The sequence below is a fragment of the Sphingobacterium sp. LZ11T8 genome (assembly GCF_024261425.1).
In the GTDB taxonomy this organism is placed as follows: Bacteria; Bacteroidota; Bacteroidia; order Sphingobacteriales; family Sphingobacteriaceae; genus Sphingobacterium.
Genome location: NZ_JANBZY010000007.1, coordinates 169,471 through 190,400 on the forward strand (window position 1 = coordinate 169,471; position 20,930 = coordinate 190,400).

Here is a 20,930-nt window from a genome sequence, read left to right on the forward strand (position 1 = left end):
CATGAAAAATCATCTAAAAACTGGTTTAAAAACCGTAATTATCTTTCATCTTATCCTTTTATTTTCAAGTGTTCTGGCCTGTGAACGGAACGATCTAAGGTTAGAAGAGGAAGAACCTATTAAAGATACTATCAAATATGAAATGCCTATTGGTGAGGCGATAGATGAACCTGTTTATGAATTTATCGGTCCTGAAGGAGGGTCTATACAAAGTTCAGATGGTAAGGTAAAAATATTATTCCCTGAAGGCGCCCTACTCGAGGAACAGGAAATTGGTATACAACCGCTTGAAAACAGCAGTCCTGGAGGCAGCGGCTTTTCATATCGCTTTACGCCAGAAAATATCGAATTACATAAGGAGGTAACTATTACCTTCAATTTAGAGGGACAAAGCCAACAGTCCCTTTTATCCAAAACCTTAGAAATTGCGTATCAAAATGAGGTAGGAACCTGGATATGCCCAGGAAAGAATGAAATTGATCTAAACAAAAAGGAATTACGCGTCCTGACAGACCACTTTAGTGATTGGTCAATGATCGAAACCATGCAATTAACACCAAATATGGCAACCATAGGACTAAGTGAGTCCCTTGAATTGGCCGCTATTCAAAATGTCCATCCCGTAGACGGCGATCTTTTGGTACCCTTAGTGCAGCCAATAAATGCTGGAACTCCTATACCATTAAGTCAAACCTATATTAAAAATTGGAAGTTGGATGGCCCTGGAAGACTGGTCGTGAATGGAAATAAAGCAAAATATTTATCACCTTCATCCAAACCCGCTAAAAATATTGCCACGGTTTCCGTAGAATTAAGTGTTAGAGGGCATCAAGTAATTTTAATAAGTGAAATCCACATCATTGAGGATGGCATTATGATTAGTTTAGATGGGGGCGAATGGAGAACATATTTGGGTGCAGCAGGTAATGTCCCTGGAACTAGCTTCCATAGCATGAACAACATTGTAGCAAATAGCACGGATCCTCAAATTACTTTCTTATGGCCAAAATCGGCCCTGTCAAGCACAGAAAAAAGATACACTTGGTCCATGTTCAATGAAGCCGATCAGCAAGTTACCTTTGCATATTTTACCCCAGGCCTAAGCCATGTTTACTCTTCAGTATATAAGGATGACCAAGATTTCAAAGATAGTCCTGGATATTTCACCGTCAAAGAAACGGAAGAAAACGGCAAAAAATATATATCAGGAATCTTCGTCATCGAAAGCTCCGGCTATTTCAGGTCCGCAATCACAAATGAACAGGTGCGTATAGGAAGCGTTAGAGGGATCTACCGAGTACCAAGGGGTTGGTAATTATCAAATTAGAATTATATAAATGGATCATGAAAACTATGTATTATTTATTGGCAATATGTGCATCGATATTATTATCATGTAAAAAAACAAATATTGAAGAGGAAAAGCCTGTTCCTCAGGATAAGCCAGCAACAGAGACCCCTTCCGAACTAAAAAATGGTCTTTGGTTCTGGGGAGGTTTAGGGCCTATATCCTATTATGATAGAGACGGACATCAATTAGGAAGTGATTGGGAAGCCGCTCGGGAATATTATTTTACAGAACAAAATAAAAAAGGAAAATTGGAATTCTATCAATATTTAGGAACTAGAAGTGCCTCAAACTGTGTCACTGAGATTTTCACAAAAAAAACTGGAACAACGGTTTTCGAAGGAAATAAATTCACTTTTCACCCTATATCTGGAACATTTACAACCGTAAAAAAGGGTTGTAGTACGAATGGAACTACAACTAGAAACGCAGAACCGAAAGATTTACAACCAGACACTTGGCTATGGAAAATCAAGGATTTTGAGGAAGTAAAACGCCTATATATCTATGAAATTAAAGATACCGAAATGGAAGACCCTGTTTTCGTCTATAAGTTTGTAGGACTATAAATCAGTAGCATCTCTAAAATAATTAAGGTTAAGTTGTTTTATTATATCTTTTATACAGTTAATATGTGTTGTTAGTGAATGTGGGCTTGTACAAGATCTGTGCAAGCCCTTCTGTTTATTATGTAGTTGATTTGAGTATTGAGATAGCAACCGCGCTATCACCTAAACGATCATTACTACATTTGATGAAAATGAGATAAGTATAAAAACGGTCAACCCTATTTAGGGATGGACAATGGACATCTCTCAAATCTCATATCTCACATCTCAAATCCCCGAACACTAAAAGCCAACCGACTTCAGGTTTAATCCCGCTTTTTCATCCAATCCAAACATCAGGTTCATATTCTGTACCGCTTGTCCAGAAGCACCCTTCAATAGATTATCAGTAATATTCAGGATCAACAGCTTTTCGCCATGTTTCTCTAGATGGATGATGCTCTTGTTGGTATTGACCACTTGTTTGATATCAATATTAGCCTTAGATACATGGGTAAAAGGATGCGAACCATAATAAGACTCGTAAAGCTCATAAGCTTCCTCTTCCGAAAGATCTGAATCGACATAGATGGCAGAAAAGATACCCCTAGGGAATGCTCCTCGTTGAGGGATAAAGTTAATTTTCTGGGCAGCTCTTTCTAGTAGAGATCCATCTCCAGCTGGAAGGAATCCTTCCTGCAATTGGTTGAGCGACTCCGATATCTCTTGCAGATGCTGGTGCTCAAATGACTTATAGGCCGAAAGGTTATTGCTTCTCCAGGAAAAATGCGACGTAGCAGAAGGTTTTTGACCAGCACCTGTTGACCCTGTTGTTGCATTCACATGGATTTGGTCGCCCAATATTCCTTTGTTCGCCAAAGGCAATAATGCCAATTGTATATTCGTGGCAAAACAGCCGGGATTAGCAATATATTGCGCCGAAACAATATCGGATTTATTCAATTCAGGTAGACCGTAGATAAAATTCTTACCTTGGTATTCCGTATTTGCCTTAAGCCTGTAATCTTGGGAAAGATCAATGATCTTTACGGAAGGATCGATAGGATGGGCATCTAAAAACTTGCGCGCATCGCCATGTCCTACACATAAAAACAGAACATCGATATCAGAATGAAAATCTGAAGAGAACGTTAAGTCTGTATCTCCAAACAAATCATTATGAACATCAGAAAGTTTATTGCCGGCATTGGAAGCACTATTGGCAAATATTATATCCACATTCGGGTGATAGATCAATACCCGAAGCAATTCACCTCCGGTATAGCCTGCCGACCCTACAATTCCTACTTTAATTTTTTCCATTATGATAAATAATCAGTCAAAATAAAACAAAAAAACCAAGGTGCCTAGACAGCTACCTTGGTTTGCAAAAAGATTTTCAATATTTGAAGAAAGGCGATTAGCCTTTGTTATTAACTTTGTGCCAAATGATGGTTTGGTTACCGAAGATTTTCGAGAACCCTTTTACATCATCACCAGTGTAGCCTTTGTTCATCTCACCGTATGAACCAAACTTGTTGGACATTAAATCGTGTTCAGATTCAATACCTAAGATTACAAATCGGTAAGGGTGAAGCTCAATAAATACGCGACCAGAAACGGTATCTTGCGAACTTTGAAGGAATGCCTCCATATCACGCATCACTGGATCATGCATCTGACCTTCGTGCATATAGTTACCATAGAATCCCGCTAATTGGTCTTTCCATGAAAGTTGCCATTTGGTCAAGGTATGTTTCTCCAAAGCATGGTGCGCTTTGATCAGAATAATTGGGCCTGCAGCCTCAAAACCGACACGTCCTTTAATCCCGATGATGGTATCACCAACATGGATATCACGACCGATTCCATAAGGTTGTGCAATCGCTTGCAACTCTTGGATAACCTTAACAGGACTCATTTTCTCACCATCTAAAGCAACTGGTTGACCGTTTTCAAAATCAACAGTAATCTTACGTGGTTCTGTAGAAGTTACAGGAGTTGGCCATGCAGATTCTGGAAGGTATTCATTCGAAGTAAGCGTCTCAGCCCCTCCTACTGAAGTTCCCCATAATCCTTTATTGATCGAGTATTTTGCTTTATCAGCAGAATATTCAACACCATGTGAATTCAAATAATCAATTTCCGCCTCACGTGATAACTGTAGATCACGGATTGGAGTAATGATCTCTACACCTGGAATCAAGGTCTGGAAGATCATATCAAAACGTACCTGATCATTACCTGCACCTGTTGAACCATGTGCAACGCATTCTGCGCCAATTTTCTTCGCATAGTTTGCTATAGCTGTAGCTTGGCAAACACGCTCGGCTGACACTGAAAGCGGATAGGTAGCATTTTTCAAGACATTCCCAAAAATCAAATACTTGATGGTATCTTGGTAATAATCTTCAGTTTCATCAATAGTAGTATGCGACTTTACACCTAGATCATAGGCCTTCTTTTCGATATTCTTTAATTCTTCCTCTGAAAAACCTCCGGTATTTACTACTACGGAGTGAACTTCTAATCCTAAGTCACGAGACAGATAGATACAACAGAATGAAGTATCCAACCCACCACTAAATGCTAAAACTACTTTTTTCATTTGATAACGATTAATATGCTGATGATAACAAAAATAACAAATTAAAAACCTTTAACAGGTCTAATCCCTACGGGAATTACCGCAGCGACCATTTTTTTAGTCGACCTCCAAAGTTTTGCTTCAATTCTCTTCAATAGAGATTGCTTTTTGGAAATTCGGTCAAGACGTTCCTTAGCTTCGGCCTTACGAAGGATCTTTTCCTTCAGTTCTTTTTCTTTTTCTACCGGGTCCCATAACATCGCAGTACACATACAGTTCTTACGATCTTTAGAGACCAAGATATCAAAGTTCACACAGGACTGGCAGCCTTTCCAGAATTCCTCATCTTGAGTCAATTCAGAATAGGTAACAGGTTCATATCCTAGGTCGGAATTGATTTTCATGACAGCCAAACCTGTAGTCAGGCCAAAAATCTTTGCATTTGGATACTTCTCCCTTGACAGATCAAACACGCGCTTCTTGATTGCTTTTGCCAAACCTACTTTACGGAAAAGTGGATTGACAATAAGACCAGAGTTCGCCACATAATCACCATGGCTCCAAGTCTCAATATAACAGAAACCGGCCCAAGTACCATCCTTATGTAAAGCAATAACAGCCTTACCTTCCTCCATCTTGCGCGCTACGTATTCTGGTTTTCTGCGTGCAATGCCCGTCCCACGAGCCTTTGCAGACTCGAACATTTCATTACAGACTTCATCGGCATACTTAACATGGTTTGCCGTCGCGGGAATAATTAAAAAATCTGAGATTGTCATTGAATAATGTCGACCTAAAAAATAAATACCAAAGTATTTGAACTAACTAATCTAATTTGAATATCAATCACCGAGCTGGGTGAATGACAATATGGGAAGTTTGCCTGCCTCGGTATCAAGCTCGAGGCAGAATAGGTCGTCGGAATCGAAGAACTGGACAATTAAATCTACGCATTGCATAATATGCCCTTATCCTAAGCTTGATGCAAGCTTGAGCGAAAGAGTTCATATATAACTTGTTACAATACATACATTTTTGCCTTTGATACTTAGTGATCAGACAGCGCAAAAGTAAACAATTATTTTTTTCTTTTATGCAATCTGAAAGTAGTTTTTTTATTTATAAAATAAATACGCCCCAAATTCATTGAAAACCTTTCAATCAGACTTTCCAATTATTGAAACGTTTAAAATCTTTCATTGTTTTGTAAGATTTCAATTCAAAATGAAGCATTTGCATCGATATATAAATAAATCCTTAATTTTGCATCAAATTAAAAAATCATGGTTGGTCCAAGTATCTTTTTTTACGCCCTATTCGTTATCCCTTACATCCTTTTCATGTATTGGTTGGTTAAGCAAGACAAGAAGAAATATATGTGGGGAGTAATAGTCGTAACTGTAGTTGCCATTTTTGGCCTGGTCGTTTCTCAACGTGCAAGCAAGATCGCAATGGAAAACTACAAGCAGCATCAAATCGATGCCCGCGAAATTGAAGCAGAAAACAAAGCCGATAGCTTAAATCACAAATAAGAAATTTTTAAAATCATACAAGAAAGGGCAATAGAATCATCTATTGCCCTTTCTTGTATCTGTCTTTTCTCTTTTATTTGGTAATTCCCTCCAACTTAAATAGGAATGCATAACTCAATGCCACATCTTTTAAGTAATCAAACCTTCCCGATGCGCCACCATGTCCATAATCCATATCCGTTTTCAATAGGATGACATTGTTACCTTTCTTGGTTGCACGCATTTTCGCTACCCATTTTGCAGGCTCAAAATACTGCACCTGACTATCATGGAGCCCAGTGGTAACCAATAGGTTTGGATATTCTTTCGCTTCAATGTTTTCATATGGAGAATATGATTTCATATAATCGTATGCTTCTTTATTGTTGGGATTTCCCCATTCATCATATTCATTCGTCGTCAATGGAATGCTTTCATCCAACATGGTATTCACTACATCGACAAATGGAACCTGCGCAATCACTCCATTCCAGATTTCTGGCGACATATTGATCACGGCACCCATCAATAATCCGCCCGCACTTCCGCCTTGGGCATAAAGATGCTCCTTGGCTGTAAACTTCTGATCGATCAAATACTTGCCACAGTCAATAAAATCAGTGAACGTATTTTTCTTTTTCATCATTTTCCCATCCTCATACCACTGTCTTCCCATTTCCTCACCACCACGAATATGCGCTAATGCATAGATAAAACCTCGGTCCAAAAGAGACAATCTCGAAGAACTGAAGCTTGGGTCCATGGAATTACCATAGGAACCGTATGCATACAACAACAATGGAGCAGTTCCATCTTTCTTGGTGCCCTTCTTATAGACGATAGAAATTGGAACTTCCGTACCATCTGTAGACTTGGCCATTACACGCTCCGTCACATAATTCTTCATTTCATAACCGCCAAGTACCTCTTGTTGCTTCATCAAGGTCTTTTCTTTGGTCTTCATATTATAGTCAAATGTAGACGATGGAGTGACCATGGAAGTATATCCATATCGTAATACATCGGTATTGTATTCTGCGTTTGTGCTCGGATAAACCGTATAGGCAGCTTCACCAAAATCAAGGTAATGCTGAGAATTATCCTTAAGGTTCCTGATGGCCAATTGCGTCAAGCCATTTTTCCTTTCAGATATGGCTACATAATCCGCAAACTCATCGATCCCCTGTACCAAGACATCCTTTCTGTGTGGGATATATTCCTTCCAGTTTTCTTTAGCCGTCTTATCCAATGGCGTTTCCATCACCTTAAAGTTCTGGGCATTATCATTGGTAACAATCAAAAATTTATCTGCCAATGGCGTCACATCATAGAGCACATCCTTCATTCTGGCTTGGAATACCTTGAACTCCGCATTGGGCTCATCAGCTTTAATGTACCTGGTCTCCGAACTTAATGTACCTCCTGAATAGATAAAGATGTATTGATCGTTCTTGGACTTACTTACCCCTATATAGTTGGTATTATCCTTTTCCTCATATACCACTGCATCCGATGCCGCATCAGTACCCAAGGCATGACGCTTTATTTTTTCACTCAATAAGGTCACAGGATTTTTGGAAGTATAGAAAATCGTTTTATTATCAGATGCCCAAACAGCAGCACCAGAAGTCCTGACAATTTTATCGGCTAAAAGTTCGCCTGTTTCCAGGTTCTTAAACTGAATGACGTACTCTCTCCTGGAAACCGTGTCTACCGAAAAGGCTAGCAATTTATTGTCCGGACTCACCGTAGCACCACCAATGGCATAATAGGCAAAGCCTTCAGCCATCTTATCCACATCTAACAATACTTCTTCTTTGGCATCTAGGCTGCCTTTCTTGCGGCACAGCTTAAAGTATTGTTTCCCCTCTTCCGTTCTTTGATAGTAGTAATACCCGTTTCTCAAATATGGGACACTTTCATCGGTTTCTTTGATCCGACCCTTCATCTCTTTGAAAAGGATATCCTGAAAAGATTCCGTATCCTTCATCATGGCCTCTGTATATTTATTCTCCGCTTCCAGATAAGCCACAACCTTCGAAGAATCTGGTCCTTTTTTGAAATAATCTATCATCCAATAATAGGGGTCAGCGACCGTATCTCCATGGATTATTCTTTCATGGGCTATTTCTTCGGCAATAGGCGCCATTGCATCGGGCCAACTCACTGGCTCTTTCTGTATTTTGTTATCTGATGAACAGGATGATATCATGATTGACAATATTAAACCAATTACATATTTATCTTTCATACTATATAGTTAATAATGGTTAATGAATGCTTAAAAATAAGATAAAATTTTTGTGATTTTAGATTAATTAACAAAAGCATCTAGTTGAAAATATTAAATTTGTCGAATTATAATCTATAAAAATATGATAGGAACAAATAAATTTCTGTGCTATTTAGCTTTAGGAATTCTTCCAACCCTTGGATTTAGCCAAGATAAGACTGCCACTCCCCCAGCAAACTGGTATAATCTTGATTTTCAAAAAGACGGTGTCATGGGTATCAGTACTGAAAAAGCCCAAGAACTTTTAAAAGGCAAAAAAGCAACGCCTGTTGTTGTGGCTGTACTAGATGGTGGTGTGGATATTCAACACGAAGATTTAAAGGATGTATTATGGACCAATCCAAAGGAAATCCCTGGAAACGGCAAAGATGATGATGGCAATGGCTATATCGATGATGTACATGGATGGAACTTTATTGGCGGTAAAGATGGATTGAATGTTAATCAAGACAATTTAGAGGTAACCCGTCTGATCCGTATCTACGAACCTAAATACATTTCCGTATTACCAAGTACACCTCTTTCTGAAAAGGAAAGAAGAGAGTTCGTGGCCTACCAAAAAATGATCACAGACTATACTTCTAAAATGGAAGAAGCTTCATTCGGCAAGTTGAACTATGGCCGTCTTAAAAATGAAGTGGATGCTGTAGTGAAAAAAATCGGCAAAGCGCCTAAAGATATTACCAAAGCAGATTTGGACGCTTTCCAAGCAGAAGGTGATCAACAAAAGATGGCCATTAGGATCGCAAAAAAAGAACTTGACAATGGTTCATTCGAGAAATTCTACACGGACATAGAGGATGCTGTAAAATACTTTACCGATCAGGTCGATTCCCATTTAAACAAAGAGTTTGATCCTAGACACGTGGTAGGCGACGACTACGAAGATGCTTCCCAACGCAATTATGGAAACCCAGATGTAAAAGGTCCAGATGCTGAACACGGAACTCACGTTGCCGGTATTATCGGCGCAAAACGCAATAACAATAAAGGCGTCAACGGTGTTGCGGATCATGTACAGATCATGGCTGTTCGCCTGGTTCCTAATGGTGATGAACGCGACAAAGATGTGGCCAATGGTATCCGCTATGCTGTAGATAATGGCGCAAAAGTAATTAACATGAGTTTCGGTAAAGGTTATGCATACAATAAAAAGGCTGTGGACGAAGCCATTAAATATGCTGAATCTAAAGATGTATTACTTGTTCATGCCGCTGGTAATGATGCTCAGGATAATGATATAGAGAAAAACTACCCAACCAAATATTTTACCGATAGTGTAGATGCCGTTGTTGGTGAAGCCAAGAACTGGATCACTGTTGGTGCAACAGGACTGAAACAGGACGCTGATCTATTAGCAAACTTCTCAAACTATGGTTACCGCAGCGTGGATGTTTTTGCACCCGGTGTTAAGATCAACTCGACTATCCCAGAGTCTAAATACAAAGAAAACCAAGGTACCAGTATGGCTGCCCCTGTTGTTGCAGGCTTAGCAGCAATGATCCGTGCATATTACCCTTCATTGACTGCCGAGCAAGTTAAAGAGGTCATCATGAAGAGCGTAACTAAGGTTGACCAAAAGGTTAAGATCAAAAAAGATGGCAATTCAAAACGCGTGTATTTGGATGAAATCAGTGTAAGCGGAGGTATTGTGAATGCTTATAATGCTATTGTAGAGGCTAATAAATTAGTTTCAGAAAAAAAGTAAAAAAATGTTAAATTTTTCACAATATTGCTAAGTATCTTGCGTTTAGATAGAAAACAAGATGCTTATGGTCGAAAACTCTACTAATACAAAAGAAGTAAATTACGAAGGTCAACTTTCAGGTATCATTCAAGACGCTAATCTTGAATTATCATTCGAGGAAAAAATCAAAAGTTGCATACAACAGTTGTCTAAAGATCCAGAAGACAGAACTATAGAAAATATCCTCAACTATTCTAAGACCTTACGTAACTTATAATAACGAAGCCATTCTAAGAAAGAGTGGCTTCGTCATTTATACCCTATTCCCTCAACAAAGCTTAAATCTTCCCTAGAAATATTATTATCTTTGTTTATGCTGATAAAAGAACGTTATAAGGCTTTTGTTGAATATTTTTCTACCCACAATCCTGACGCACAGACAGAACTGAATTATGGCAATCCATTTGAATTGCTCATTGCGGTTATTCTTTCTGCTCAATGTACAGACAAAAGGATAAATCAGGTGACTCCTGCCCTATTTGAGCGATATCCCGATCCTGAATCCTTAGCGGCTAGCTCCCCTGATGAAGTGTTCACTTATATCAGATCGGTAAGCTATCCCAACAACAAAGCGAAACACTTGGTTGGTATGGCTCAAAAACTCCTCAGTGAATTCCACGGAGAAATTCCGGAGAAGGTCGAAGACTTGGTCAAACTTCCAGGTGTAGGCCGCAAAACTGCCAATGTCATTTCTTCTGTGGTATTCCATAACCCAGCCATGGCTGTAGATACACACGTGTTCCGGGTGGCTGATCGAATAGGATTGACCAATAAGGCAACAACGCCACTGGCTGCAGAAAAACAATTGGTCAAACATTTACCTAAAGATACCATAGCCATGGCACATCATTGGCTAATCTTACATGGTCGATATATATGCCTGGCAAGATCCCCTAAATGCGTTATTTGCCCCATCTCCTATTTTTGCAGATATTTTGAACGGAATAAAAAAGCAAAATTAGTCCACAAAGATTAAAACATTCTTCAAAATCTAGCTTAAAACAACAGAAAACTAACATCTTGAACATATCAAAACAAAATAACTAACTTTTTTAGCATTTTATTTGTAGAATTCAATATTATAAATTATTTTTGACAACGTTATACTAAAAATATGAGCAACTCAGACAAACTAAAAGCCTTACAGCTTACATTAGATAAATTAGAAAAGAACTACGGAAAAGGTACCATCATGAAATTAGGTGATACAGCTGTTGAACCTATCGAGGCTATCTCTACAGGTTCCTTAGGCTTAGATATCGCTTTAGGTATTGGTGGTGTACCAAAAGGACGTATCATCGAGATCTATGGTCCTGAATCTTCTGGTAAGACTACTTTAGCCACTCATATTGTAGCAGAAGCACAGAAAAAAGGTGGTATCGCAGCAATCATTGATGCGGAACACGCTTTTGATAAATATTATGCCCAAAAGCTTGGGGTTGATATCGAGAACCTTTTAATCTCTCAACCAGACAATGGTGAGCAAGCATTAGAGATTGCAGATAACTTGATCCGTTCCGGAGCTATCGACGTTATCGTGATTGACTCCGTTGCAGCTTTGGTTCCTAAAGGCGAGATTGAAGGTGAAATGGGTGAATCCAAAATGGGTCTTCAGGCACGTTTAATGTCTCAGGCTTTACGTAAGTTGACCGGTACCATTTCTAAAACCAACTGTTGTTGTATCTTCATCAACCAATTGCGCGAGAAAATCGGTGTAATGTTTGGTAACCCTGAAACGACTACTGGTGGTAATGCCCTGAAATTCTATGCTTCCGTACGTTTAGATATCCGTCGTACTTCACAGATCAAAGATTCTGATGAGGTATCAGGTAACCGCGTAAAAGTGAAGATCGTGAAAAATAAAGTTGCCCCTCCTTTCCGTATCGCTGAATTTGACATTATGTTTGGTGAAGGTATATCCAAAGTTGGTGAGATCATTGACTTAGGGGTGGAATACGGAATCGTCAAAAAATCTGGTTCATGGTTCAGCTATGGTGATACGAAATTGGGACAAGGTCGTGATGCAGTGAAAACCTTACTGTTAGACAATCCAGATTTAATGGATGAACTAAAACACAAAATCAGAGCTGAAGTAAGTGGTCAAGATCTTGATCAAGCCGCTATCAGGGAAGAAGATTAATTAGAATCATTTTTTACAAAACTCCTCTAGGTTTCAAATTAATAGGAGGACATATTGAAACAGCAACTCAAATGAGCTGCTGTTTTTTTATGGAGAAAAAATCCGCTATTGTAAAATTAGTCCTACATCATCATTTACCTATCCAATGCTAGGATGTTTTTTATAAATTTATAGAGACAAAATCTAACCTCAATCTAGCATGAACTTTAATAGAAGAAATTTCCTGAAAGGATTAGGATTAATTGGTTTAGGAGCCAGTACCCCTGCCTATGCAGAAAAACTGATCCTTAATCAGAACGAAGCCTTTTCGCTCGCCTGTCCACCCTACTTACAGAACCTGAATGCCGAGACTGTAACCATCTGTGCGATATTCAACAAACCATGCCTCGCTTGGGTTGAAGTCCTGGATGCCAAAAACAAAACCGTCAAATCCATTTATCAGGTAGAGGACGGAATGCGAAACGCAAATACCGACCTTTTTAAATTCAAGGTAAACCATAAGAACGGTCAGTTGAAATACAAGGTGGTAGGAAAGGAAATCAGTAAATTCGAACCCTATAAAATTGAATATGCTGGAACCATTCAATCGGAACCTTTTGAGATTACTGTTCCTCTACCGAAACAGGATAGCATACAATGTTTGATCCTGAATGACATACATGAGGATAAAGAAAGCTATGCCTTCCTTTTTGATAAGAGTAAATTGGCTAAAAAGGATTTGGTATTCCTAAATGGCGACTCCTTCCATTATGTAAGCAACCAAACTGACCTGACCGAAAAACTATTGAAGCCTATTGGAAACAAATTTGCAAGTACCACCCCTTTCCTCATGATACGAGGTAACCATGAAACTAGAGGAAGCTTCGCCAGAGACTACAAAAAGTATTTTGATTACCCAGAAAACAAGTTTTACCAAGCATTTCGCATGGGGCCAATCTATTGGATTATTCTGGACAGTGGTGAGGATAAACCTGACGACCATGAAGTATATGCCGGCACCGTGGATTACGACAATTACCGACTGGAGCAAAAGGCATGGTTATCCAAGGTGCTGCAATCTAAGGAACGTAAGGAAGCGAAACATACCCTTGTCGTAACCCACATCCCCTTCCATCATTCGGATGATTGGCATGGAACCAAGCATAACTTTGAATGTTTCCACAGCATATTGAATGATAATAAGGTTGATGCCGTAATTTCAGGACATACACATAAATACAGTTTCCATCCACCCGATAATTCCCATAATTATTATGTGATAATTGGCGGTGGTCCAAAAGCAGGAAATAGAACCTATGTGGACATCACAGCCCAAGGTAAAGCCCTTCAGGTCTCCTTGAACCTTGATGATGGAAGCACCATCAATAGATTTTCAAAAAATGGATGAGCTCTTTTGAGCTAGCTATCAAATAAAAAATCCCAGATTGGAGAACAGCTAAAGGCCATCTCCAATCTGGGATTCTTACTTATTTTCAGTTAAGCCATAAAATGGGCTTAGCCATGAAGCTTTTTATTCAACAGCAAAGAATGAATTCAACTCTGCCAATGTTTCTTCCGTTTTGACACCATCCTTAACGATCAACCCCATACTCAAAGCAATGATCCGATCTGCGGTTTCAACGGTATGGGAAAGGTCATGACTGGAAATCAAAAGAGTTACATCCTTATTTTCCCTTATTTTAGCAATCAGCTTTTTCAACCTAAATTGTGTAGTTGGATCTAGGTTTGCAAAGGGTTCATCCAAAATAATCAATTCAGGATTTCCAATGAGTGTCCCGACGATACCAACCTTTTTTTGGTTTCCCTTAGAAAGGTCACGCACATAGACCTTCTTATTCAAAACTTCACCATTAAAAAACTCTCCATACTCCGCTAAAAGCTTATCTACATCACTTTTGTTCATTCCTCGTAACTCACCTAGAAAATAGAAATATTCCTCGGGAGTTAGGTATCCAATCAGGAAGCTATCATCAATAAAAGCCGTGGTAAATTTCTTCCAACCGTCTTGTCCATGGACTGGTATATCATTCAACAATATCTCGCCTGAATCAGGTTGGATCAGATCCAAAATCAAACTAAACAGAGTTGTTTTCCCAGCTCCATTGTTTCCGACCAACCCTATGCTCTCCCCTTTTCCAATATGTAAACTCGGGATATTCAAAACCCGAATTCCATTATAGCTTTTTATTATATCCTTTATCTCAATCATTTATTTTCAATTCAATATCTACAGTTAATTATTAACCTCCTTAAACCCAATCAATATCTTGTATTTATTCTCTTGATATTTCTTAGCGATCCTATTTAATATTTCATTCCGCAAAGCAACTCCAATTAAGCCAATGACAATGAGCGTAATATTAGCTATGTTGATTCCTCCCGCATAATAGGCAATTGCCCAAATGATAATTGGGGCAATCAATAATGGAATACCAACTAACCATTGAGCTGCACCTGTACCTTGATAGTTAAAGATATTTCCATTGTCCAGATCGATCCTTTTCTTGTTCATACTTCCGAAATAAAGGATAACAGGAACATTGACCCCTAAATTATAGACCGCACAAGCTATATTTACCCAAACAACCACCCATCCAAAGTAAAAGTATCCTGTACTCAACACGGTCATGATCGCAATGGAAATATACATCAGCATCGCTTTGGATTCCAAATATAATTTGATAGGCATATTTTGAGTCATAAGCATCGCATAGTAGGTACTATCCCAAGCTGGAACAAATTGGCCAAAATTGATCACAAATATTCCGGTAATAAAAACCCCAACAAAAACTAATGCAGTTGGGTTTCCCTCTCGCTGTGGGTAAAAGAACAAGCCATAAAACAAAAATACCAAACAACCAAAAATAACGGCCCTTGCTCTTTTTGACCTCCAGATCAACTTCATGTCCAGCTGAAGGAATGGAGCCAATTCTCCAAAACGATTCGTCCAGGAGAGATCATAATTTTTGACAACTGTCCTTTCTGTCTGTAGATAAGCATCCAAAAACATGTTCTCTTTCACATTAAAATACAACAGAAAATAACTCAAAATAGCCAAGACAACAGCAACCAAACATAATAGTGGATAAGTCAGGACAAGATCAAAAAATTGACCAAACAGTCCTGAAACAGAGAATATACTGTAGTGATCCAAACAAAATATGACCACTAGAAGCGCCATTATGGGCAGCGTTTTCAAAAGACCATTTTTGAAATTTTGTTGAATGTAAAGATTCAGGTAGTTCACAACAAATTCAAAACCCACGACCGCAATGCACCATGAAAACAGTTGAAAATTCGTTAAATCAGTTACTCTTGCGGTAATGATCAGATAGGGAACAACAACAGCCAACAGCATCCAATTCCAAAACGAATTGGAGGATTTTAACAGGGTATAATTGACGATGTTACTCCGCGGTATATTCAGGATCAATAAAGGCTTGACATTTTGAATGGGCAACTTTTGCATCATCATCCGCATCAAAAAGCTCAAAAAGACCCAATACAATAGAAATTTCCCCACAAAATGTATAGGTTCCTGATTTGGAAACAATTCAATGATCAAGAAATGCAAACTAACCCCAAAGGTCACTGCAGATCCCAAAAAATAAAGGCCAAGTAAGCCCAAAATTATTCTAACGGACAAACTTCTCCCCAGATCAGCCGACCTGAAAAAAGATCTCCATTCCAATAAAAACAATCTTTTAAACATATTCGCAGCTCTAATTGATGATCAGTTTAATAATGGTAACACCACCGTTAGTATTGCAGTGATTTTCTGTATCAAAATAAGAAAATTTAGGGAATGATAGAAAAATAATTGAAGTAGATTGGAGGGGTTCTGGAGATGGTTTGAACCAGGATGCCAAGGATGAGAGGATCGACCAAGATTATGGCAAGAACCAGGATTCATGGGATTGGAGGATGGACCAAGACCAGGATATGAACCAGGATGCCAAGGATGAGAGGACCGACCAAGATCGTAACTCATGTCCACTTAAAGGGTTTCCAATTTTCGTAGGCGTACAGCTCGTCAGTCTTCGATTGACTATGACAGAACTTTTTGTTGGAGAGCCGTACAGATTCTTCACTGATCATTCAAAATCGGATGTATCCACAAAAGGGATTCAGAGCGCCGCGAAGAATCTATTTTTTTATTTTTTTTCGGATTTGGTCATTCCGAAATCGTAAGATGAGGAAACTATTTTTTATTAAGCTCGCCCAATAAAGAGGATTTTTAGAAAAATATTTCACCCACGCTGTGGGTTCCCAAATTTACAAACATCAATCCTTCCGCAGGAAGTCCTTTAGCCCCTGGCTCATTTCCAATGGCGGAAAAAGGGAAAGAATGCCGTGGCCCTGCGCGGTGGGATTGGGCTTGGATGCTTTCAAGAAATTCTCCCATCTTAAGGGAGAATTTAGAAGAACGGCATCCTCGACATCAAGGCATTCTTTTCATGTGCGATGAATGGTGCGAAAAGCCATCTTAAATGAGCCGAAGCCTTTTGGTTACTTTTGGGCTTCAAAAGTAATGAAGATAATTGGTATCCCTGAGCTCCTTCGTCTGTTTGTTCACTTTTGCGCTCCAAAAGTAACGAAGAATCTAAAGTTTGTTTTCTTTCTTAAATAAATGACATTGCCCGCTAGGGGTTGTATTTTGGAATGTAGCTTCGACAGTTATCGGAACCGAAGGGCAGCACAAAAAAAAGGAGCCACCTTTTCAGATAGCTCCCATGACTTATTTTAATAATATTCTATAATTCCTCAGATAAGAAAGGATAACGGTAATCCACATCTGGATTAAAGGTTTCCTTAATCGTTCTAGGAGATACCCAACGCAATAGGTTGATCATAGATCCTGCCTTGTCATTGGTACCTGAACCTCTTGCACCACCAAATGGCTGTTGTCCAACCACGGCACCTGTACATTTATCATTGATATAGAAGTTACCAGCTGCATTACGTAAATAATGAGTTGCTTCTTCAATTGCATAACGGTCTTGAGAGATGATAGAACCCGTCAATGCATAGATTGAAGTGGTATCAACCAATTTCAAGGTTTCAGCCCATTTCTTATCGTCATAAACATAAATTGTCAATACTGGACCGAACAATTCTTCTGACATCGTTTCGTAATCAGCTTTCTCAGCAACGATAACCGTTGGGTTAATGAAGTAACCTTTAGATTTATCGTATTCACCACCGATTACAACCTCTGCATCTTTAGACTCTTTGGCTCTATCGATATATTTTGTGATCTTATCGAAAGCCTTCTCATCAATAACCGCATTGATAAAGTTGCTGAAATCTTCCGTTCCACCAATTTTGAAGGTTTTGATGTCACGCTCCATTTTTTCTTTAAGCTCCTTCCAAAGAGATTTAGGAACGTAAGCACGTGATGCAGCTGAACATTTCTGTCCTTGGAATTCAAATGCGCCACGTACCAATGCTGTATTCAATACATCTAAATCAGCAGATGGGTGAGCTAAGATAAAGTCCTTACCACCAGTTTCACCTACGATACGTGGGTATGTTTTGTAAAGGTGGATATTCTCACCAATTGTTTTCCAGATATCTTGGAATACACCGGTTGAACCTGTAAAGTGTATACCAGCGAAATCAGGGTGTTTGAAGATCACATCACCAGCATCAGGTCCTGATACATAAACCAAGTTGATCACACCTGCAGGTACACCAGCTTCTCTGAAGATCTCCATCAACACATTCGCTGAATAGATCTGTGTGTTTGCTGGTTTCCAAACCACCACATTACCCATCATCGCAGCACTTGTAGGTAAATTACCTGCAATAGCTGTAAAGTTGAACGGAGTCAATGCAAACACGAATCCTTCAAGAGGACGTTGCTCTACTCTGTTCCATACATTTTTAGGGTTGATTGGAGGTTGTTGTTGGTAGATTTCGCTCATGTACTTCACGTTGAAGCGCAAGAAATCTGCAATCTCACATGCTGAATCAATTTCTGCTTGGTACGGGTTCTTAGACTGACCTAGCATGGTTGCAGCATTCAATTTATAGCGATATTTTGTAGAGATCAACTCTGCAGCTTTCAAGAAAATCGCAGCTCTTTGTTCCCATGGAAGATTTTCCCAATCGTTTTTAGCAGCTAAGGCAGCATCGATCGCTTCCTTGACATTCTCTTTAGTACCTTGATTAAAATAACCTAGCACATGTTTGTGATCATGTGGTGGTGTGATTTTTACTTTCTTACTGGTGCGAACTTCTTCGCCTCCAATGTACATCGGGATATCTATTTCTGTTGCTCTTGCAGCAGCAATAGCTTCTTTTAATAAACTTCTTTCTTTAGTCCCAGGAGCGTATGAGTAAACGGGCTCATTCGTTGGCGTAGGAACTGTAAAAAAACCTTTCAACATAATTAAAAATTATTTTTTTGATTCATAAAAATACTCAAAACCGGACGGACGATCCGTCCAAAAAATTCCAATAAGATCAATAGAACGATAAATTTCCCCCTCTAAGATTTCCATCAGAATTCTTCTTACGAAGATACTCAATTGAGAAACGGAATGAACAACATATCTGAACCGATAATAAACATATTTTGTCCATTTTTATTTACTTCTAATCAAAGATACAAAATAAATGTTTACTTAAATTAACCCATATAGGCATTAAAACACCCCAAACAGCATCATTTTAAGCATATTAGGACCATGAGGCAAAGATTTTATCCTAATGATAAACAACTTCGCTTTCATTAGCTGATTGATCTCTTCATTTGCTCGATTAACAATTATCTAATTCTTTTGTTCAGCTCGTTAAAAAATTTAACATAACTAGAACAAAATGGGTTTAGAAATAATAAATAGACAGTGTTAATATTTCATTTCCATAAAAACCATAAACTCTGGTTTCATTCGAGACATATTCGAGAATCATTCGAAGGACAATGCAGAATGCTCCGAATATTCTTGGATAATTAAATTAAACATTTTGCGATTTTTCGGAATGTGTCTCGAATGAGGTCAAGTCCTCCTCAGAATAAAAAATTTGGACTAAATTTATTCGGAGTTGATGACAGCTTGTTGGCAATGAAATAAATTGGCTCTTTTATTTCTAAATATAGAACCACATCGGGGTTCCATTATTTTAGCTGGCATGTCACGTTAGCTTGGAATTAATGCAAAAAGGATGTTCGATTAATCGAACATCCTTTTTGCGCGGCCCCTATATTGTTCAATATCATTTCTAAAATAATACTGCCCTTCTAGGGCAGTATGTCGTAAAAAAATAATCTTTTCCGGTGTCAAAATGAGAAACGAAGGTTCTCGGATATTTACAGACATAATCAATTTCGGATGACATTGGTCTTCAGGCCCTTTACCTTCGCCCCCCCTAGCTGTCGTCCTGACGAAGGAAGGATCTCGGAATTTTACAGACATATCAATTGCGGATGGCATTGGTCTTCAGGCCCTTTACCTTCGCCCCCCCCTAGCTGTCGTCCTGACGAAGGAAGGATCTCGGAATTTTACAGACATATCAATTGCGGATGGCATTGGCGTACAGGTCCTTTACCTTCGCCCCCCCCTAGCTGTCGTCCTGACGAAGGAAGGATCTCGGAATTTTACAGACATATCAATTGCAGATGGCATTGGCGTACAGGTCCTTTACCTTCGTCCCCCCCCTAGCTGTCGTCCTGACGAAGGAAGGATCTCGGAATTTTACAGACATATCAATTGCGGATGGCATTGGCGTACAGGTCCTCAATCTTCGATTGAGAATGACAAGGTCATGGGGGGGAGAAACGTACAGATTCTTCACTGATCGTTCAGAATCAAAATACGCTATTGAGGGATTCTTCGCTTCGCTCTGAATCTATTTTTTAATTTATTTTGGATTGTTGTCATCGTGAGCACAGCGAACGAACTGTTTTTTTTAATGAAAATTGATTGAAAAACATTCCCCCCCCCACGCTGTGGCTTCACCATTACAACCATCCAGGTTCTACAAACGTTTCACCCTCGCTGTGGGTTTTGCTAGATTCAAGCTTTCATTGAGACCATAAAAAAAGCGGATATCTGCATTCAGATATCCGCTCTCTAAGAATAATCTATTATGGATTAACCTTTTTTAGCTTCCGCGTAACGTTTAGCTACGTCATCCCAATTTACTACGTTGAAGATCTCTTCTAGGTAGGCTGGGCGTTTATTCTGATATTTTAGGTAGTAAGCATGTTCCCATACATCGATACCAAAGATTGGAGTACCTTTTACTTCAGCAACATCCATCAAAGGGTTATCTTGATTAGGAGTAGATACTACATCCAGTTTACCGTCTTGACCAACGATTAACCAAGACCATCCTGAACCGAATCTACCAGCACCTGCTTCTTGCAATTTCTTTTTCAATTCTGCGAATGAACCGAAAGTAGCATTAATATCATTTGCTAAATCTCCTGTAGGCTCACCACCTGCATTTGGGCCTAAAACCTTCCAGAAAAGATCATGGTTCCATACACCGCCAGCATTGTTTCTCACTGCTGCTGGGTACTTGCTCACATTCTTCAGGATTTCTTCCAAAGAAAGGTTTTCTGCATCGGTACCTGCAATAGCTTTGTTCAAGTTGTCTACATATGCTTGGTGGTGACGATCATGGTGAATGATCATTGTTTCTTTATCGATAGATGGTTCTAATGCGTCTGCTGGGTAAGGTAACGCCTCTAATTCAAATGCCATAACGTTTATATTTTATTTATTAATTATCAATACACGAATATA

Annotated in this window: 16 protein-coding genes; 8 read left to right on the plus strand and 8 right to left on the minus strand. The window is 39.0% G+C overall.

Features of this window, described 5'->3' with window-relative positions; genetic code table 11:
• The first annotated feature begins 1 nt into the window (after position 1).
• Both NLF99_RS16240 and NLF99_RS16245 read left to right on the plus strand, forming a co-directional pair.
• Positions 2–1,315, plus strand: a complete 1,314-nt coding sequence (locus NLF99_RS16240; RefSeq protein WP_254529584.1) for a hypothetical protein — start codon at positions 2–4, stop codon at positions 1,313–1,315.
• Positions 1,316–1,344: 29 nt separating this feature from the next.
• Positions 1,345–1,917, plus strand: coding sequence for a hypothetical protein (locus tag NLF99_RS16245; RefSeq protein WP_254529586.1), 573 nt, complete (start codon positions 1,345–1,347; stop codon positions 1,915–1,917).
• Between the two features lie 282 nt (positions 1,918–2,199).
• On the opposite strand, the gene argC is transcribed toward NLF99_RS16245, so the two are convergent.
• From argC to NLF99_RS16260, 3 genes are all read right to left on the minus strand, one after another.
• Positions 2,200–3,219, minus strand: a complete 1,020-nt coding sequence (argC, locus tag NLF99_RS16250; RefSeq protein ID WP_254529588.1) for an N-acetyl-gamma-glutamyl-phosphate reductase — start codon at positions 3,217–3,219, stop codon at positions 2,200–2,202.
• Between the two features lie 97 nt (positions 3,220–3,316).
• On the minus strand, positions 3,317–4,504 hold the full coding sequence (argG, locus tag NLF99_RS16255; RefSeq protein ID WP_185213358.1) for an argininosuccinate synthase: 1,188 nt from the start codon (positions 4,502–4,504) through the stop codon (positions 3,317–3,319).
• Positions 4,505–4,545: 41 nt separating this feature from the next.
• The gene (locus tag NLF99_RS16260) at positions 4,546–5,262 is read right to left on the minus strand and encodes a GNAT family N-acetyltransferase (protein ID WP_185213357.1); all 717 of its coding nucleotides are present in this window, start codon (positions 5,260–5,262) and stop codon (positions 4,546–4,548) included.
• A 504-nt stretch (positions 5,263–5,766) separates the two neighbouring features.
• Between NLF99_RS16260 and NLF99_RS16265 the strand changes: the two genes are divergently transcribed.
• Positions 5,767–6,015: a hypothetical protein gene (locus tag NLF99_RS16265; protein WP_185213356.1), complete on the plus strand. Its 249-nt coding sequence runs from the start codon at positions 5,767–5,769 to the stop codon at positions 6,013–6,015.
• Between the two features lie 73 nt (positions 6,016–6,088).
• On the opposite strand, the gene NLF99_RS16270 is transcribed toward NLF99_RS16265, so the two are convergent.
• Positions 6,089–8,245: a S9 family peptidase gene (locus NLF99_RS16270; RefSeq protein ID WP_254529590.1), complete on the minus strand. Its 2,157-nt coding sequence runs from the start codon at positions 8,243–8,245 to the stop codon at positions 6,089–6,091.
• A 124-nt stretch (positions 8,246–8,369) separates the two neighbouring features.
• Here NLF99_RS16270 and NLF99_RS16275 point away from each other — a divergent pair, with 124 nt between their 5' ends.
• From NLF99_RS16275 to NLF99_RS16290, 4 genes are all read left to right on the plus strand, one after another.
• Positions 8,370–9,995 carry a S8 family peptidase gene (locus NLF99_RS16275; RefSeq protein ID WP_185213354.1) on the plus strand — a complete coding sequence of 542 codons (1,626 nt, stop codon included), beginning with the start codon at positions 8,370–8,372 and terminating at the stop codon, positions 9,993–9,995.
• A 352-nt stretch (positions 9,996–10,347) separates the two neighbouring features.
• Positions 10,348–11,010 (plus strand): endonuclease III, encoded by a 663-nt coding sequence (gene nth / locus NLF99_RS16280; protein WP_254529592.1) that lies wholly within the window; start codon positions 10,348–10,350, stop codon positions 11,008–11,010.
• Positions 11,011–11,148: 138 nt separating this feature from the next.
• Positions 11,149–12,174, plus strand: a complete 1,026-nt coding sequence (gene recA, locus NLF99_RS16285; protein ID WP_254529594.1) for a recombinase RecA — start codon at positions 11,149–11,151, stop codon at positions 12,172–12,174.
• 199 nt (positions 12,175–12,373) lie between these two features.
• Complete coding sequence (locus NLF99_RS16290; protein WP_254529596.1) at positions 12,374–13,561, plus strand: metallophosphoesterase; 1,188 nt, start codon at positions 12,374–12,376, stop codon at positions 13,559–13,561.
• 123 nt (positions 13,562–13,684) lie between these two features.
• Here NLF99_RS16290 and NLF99_RS16295 read toward each other — a convergent pair whose 3' ends face one another.
• Positions 13,685–14,383 carry an ABC transporter ATP-binding protein gene (locus tag NLF99_RS16295; RefSeq protein WP_185213349.1) on the minus strand — a complete coding sequence of 233 codons (699 nt, stop codon included), beginning with the start codon at positions 14,381–14,383 and terminating at the stop codon, positions 13,685–13,687.
• Positions 14,384–14,407: 24 nt separating this feature from the next.
• Positions 14,408–15,886, minus strand: coding sequence for a DUF5687 family protein (locus NLF99_RS16300; RefSeq protein WP_254529598.1), 1,479 nt, complete (start codon positions 15,884–15,886; stop codon positions 14,408–14,410).
• Positions 15,887–16,026: 140 nt separating this feature from the next.
• Here NLF99_RS16300 and NLF99_RS16305 point away from each other — a divergent pair, with 140 nt between their 5' ends.
• Complete coding sequence (locus tag NLF99_RS16305; protein WP_254529600.1) at positions 16,027–16,365, plus strand: hypothetical protein; 339 nt, start codon at positions 16,027–16,029, stop codon at positions 16,363–16,365.
• A gap of 563 nt (positions 16,366–16,928) precedes the next feature.
• Here NLF99_RS16305 and pruA read toward each other — a convergent pair.
• Entirely contained in the window at positions 16,929–18,566 is a 1,638-nt protein-coding gene (gene pruA, locus NLF99_RS16310) for an L-glutamate gamma-semialdehyde dehydrogenase (protein WP_185213346.1), read from the minus strand.
• A gap of 1,707 nt (positions 18,567–20,273) precedes the next feature.
• The gene (locus tag NLF99_RS16315) at positions 20,274–20,888 is read right to left on the minus strand and encodes a superoxide dismutase (RefSeq protein WP_254529602.1); all 615 of its coding nucleotides are present in this window, start codon (positions 20,886–20,888) and stop codon (positions 20,274–20,276) included.
• Positions 20,889–20,930 lie beyond the last annotated feature (42 nt).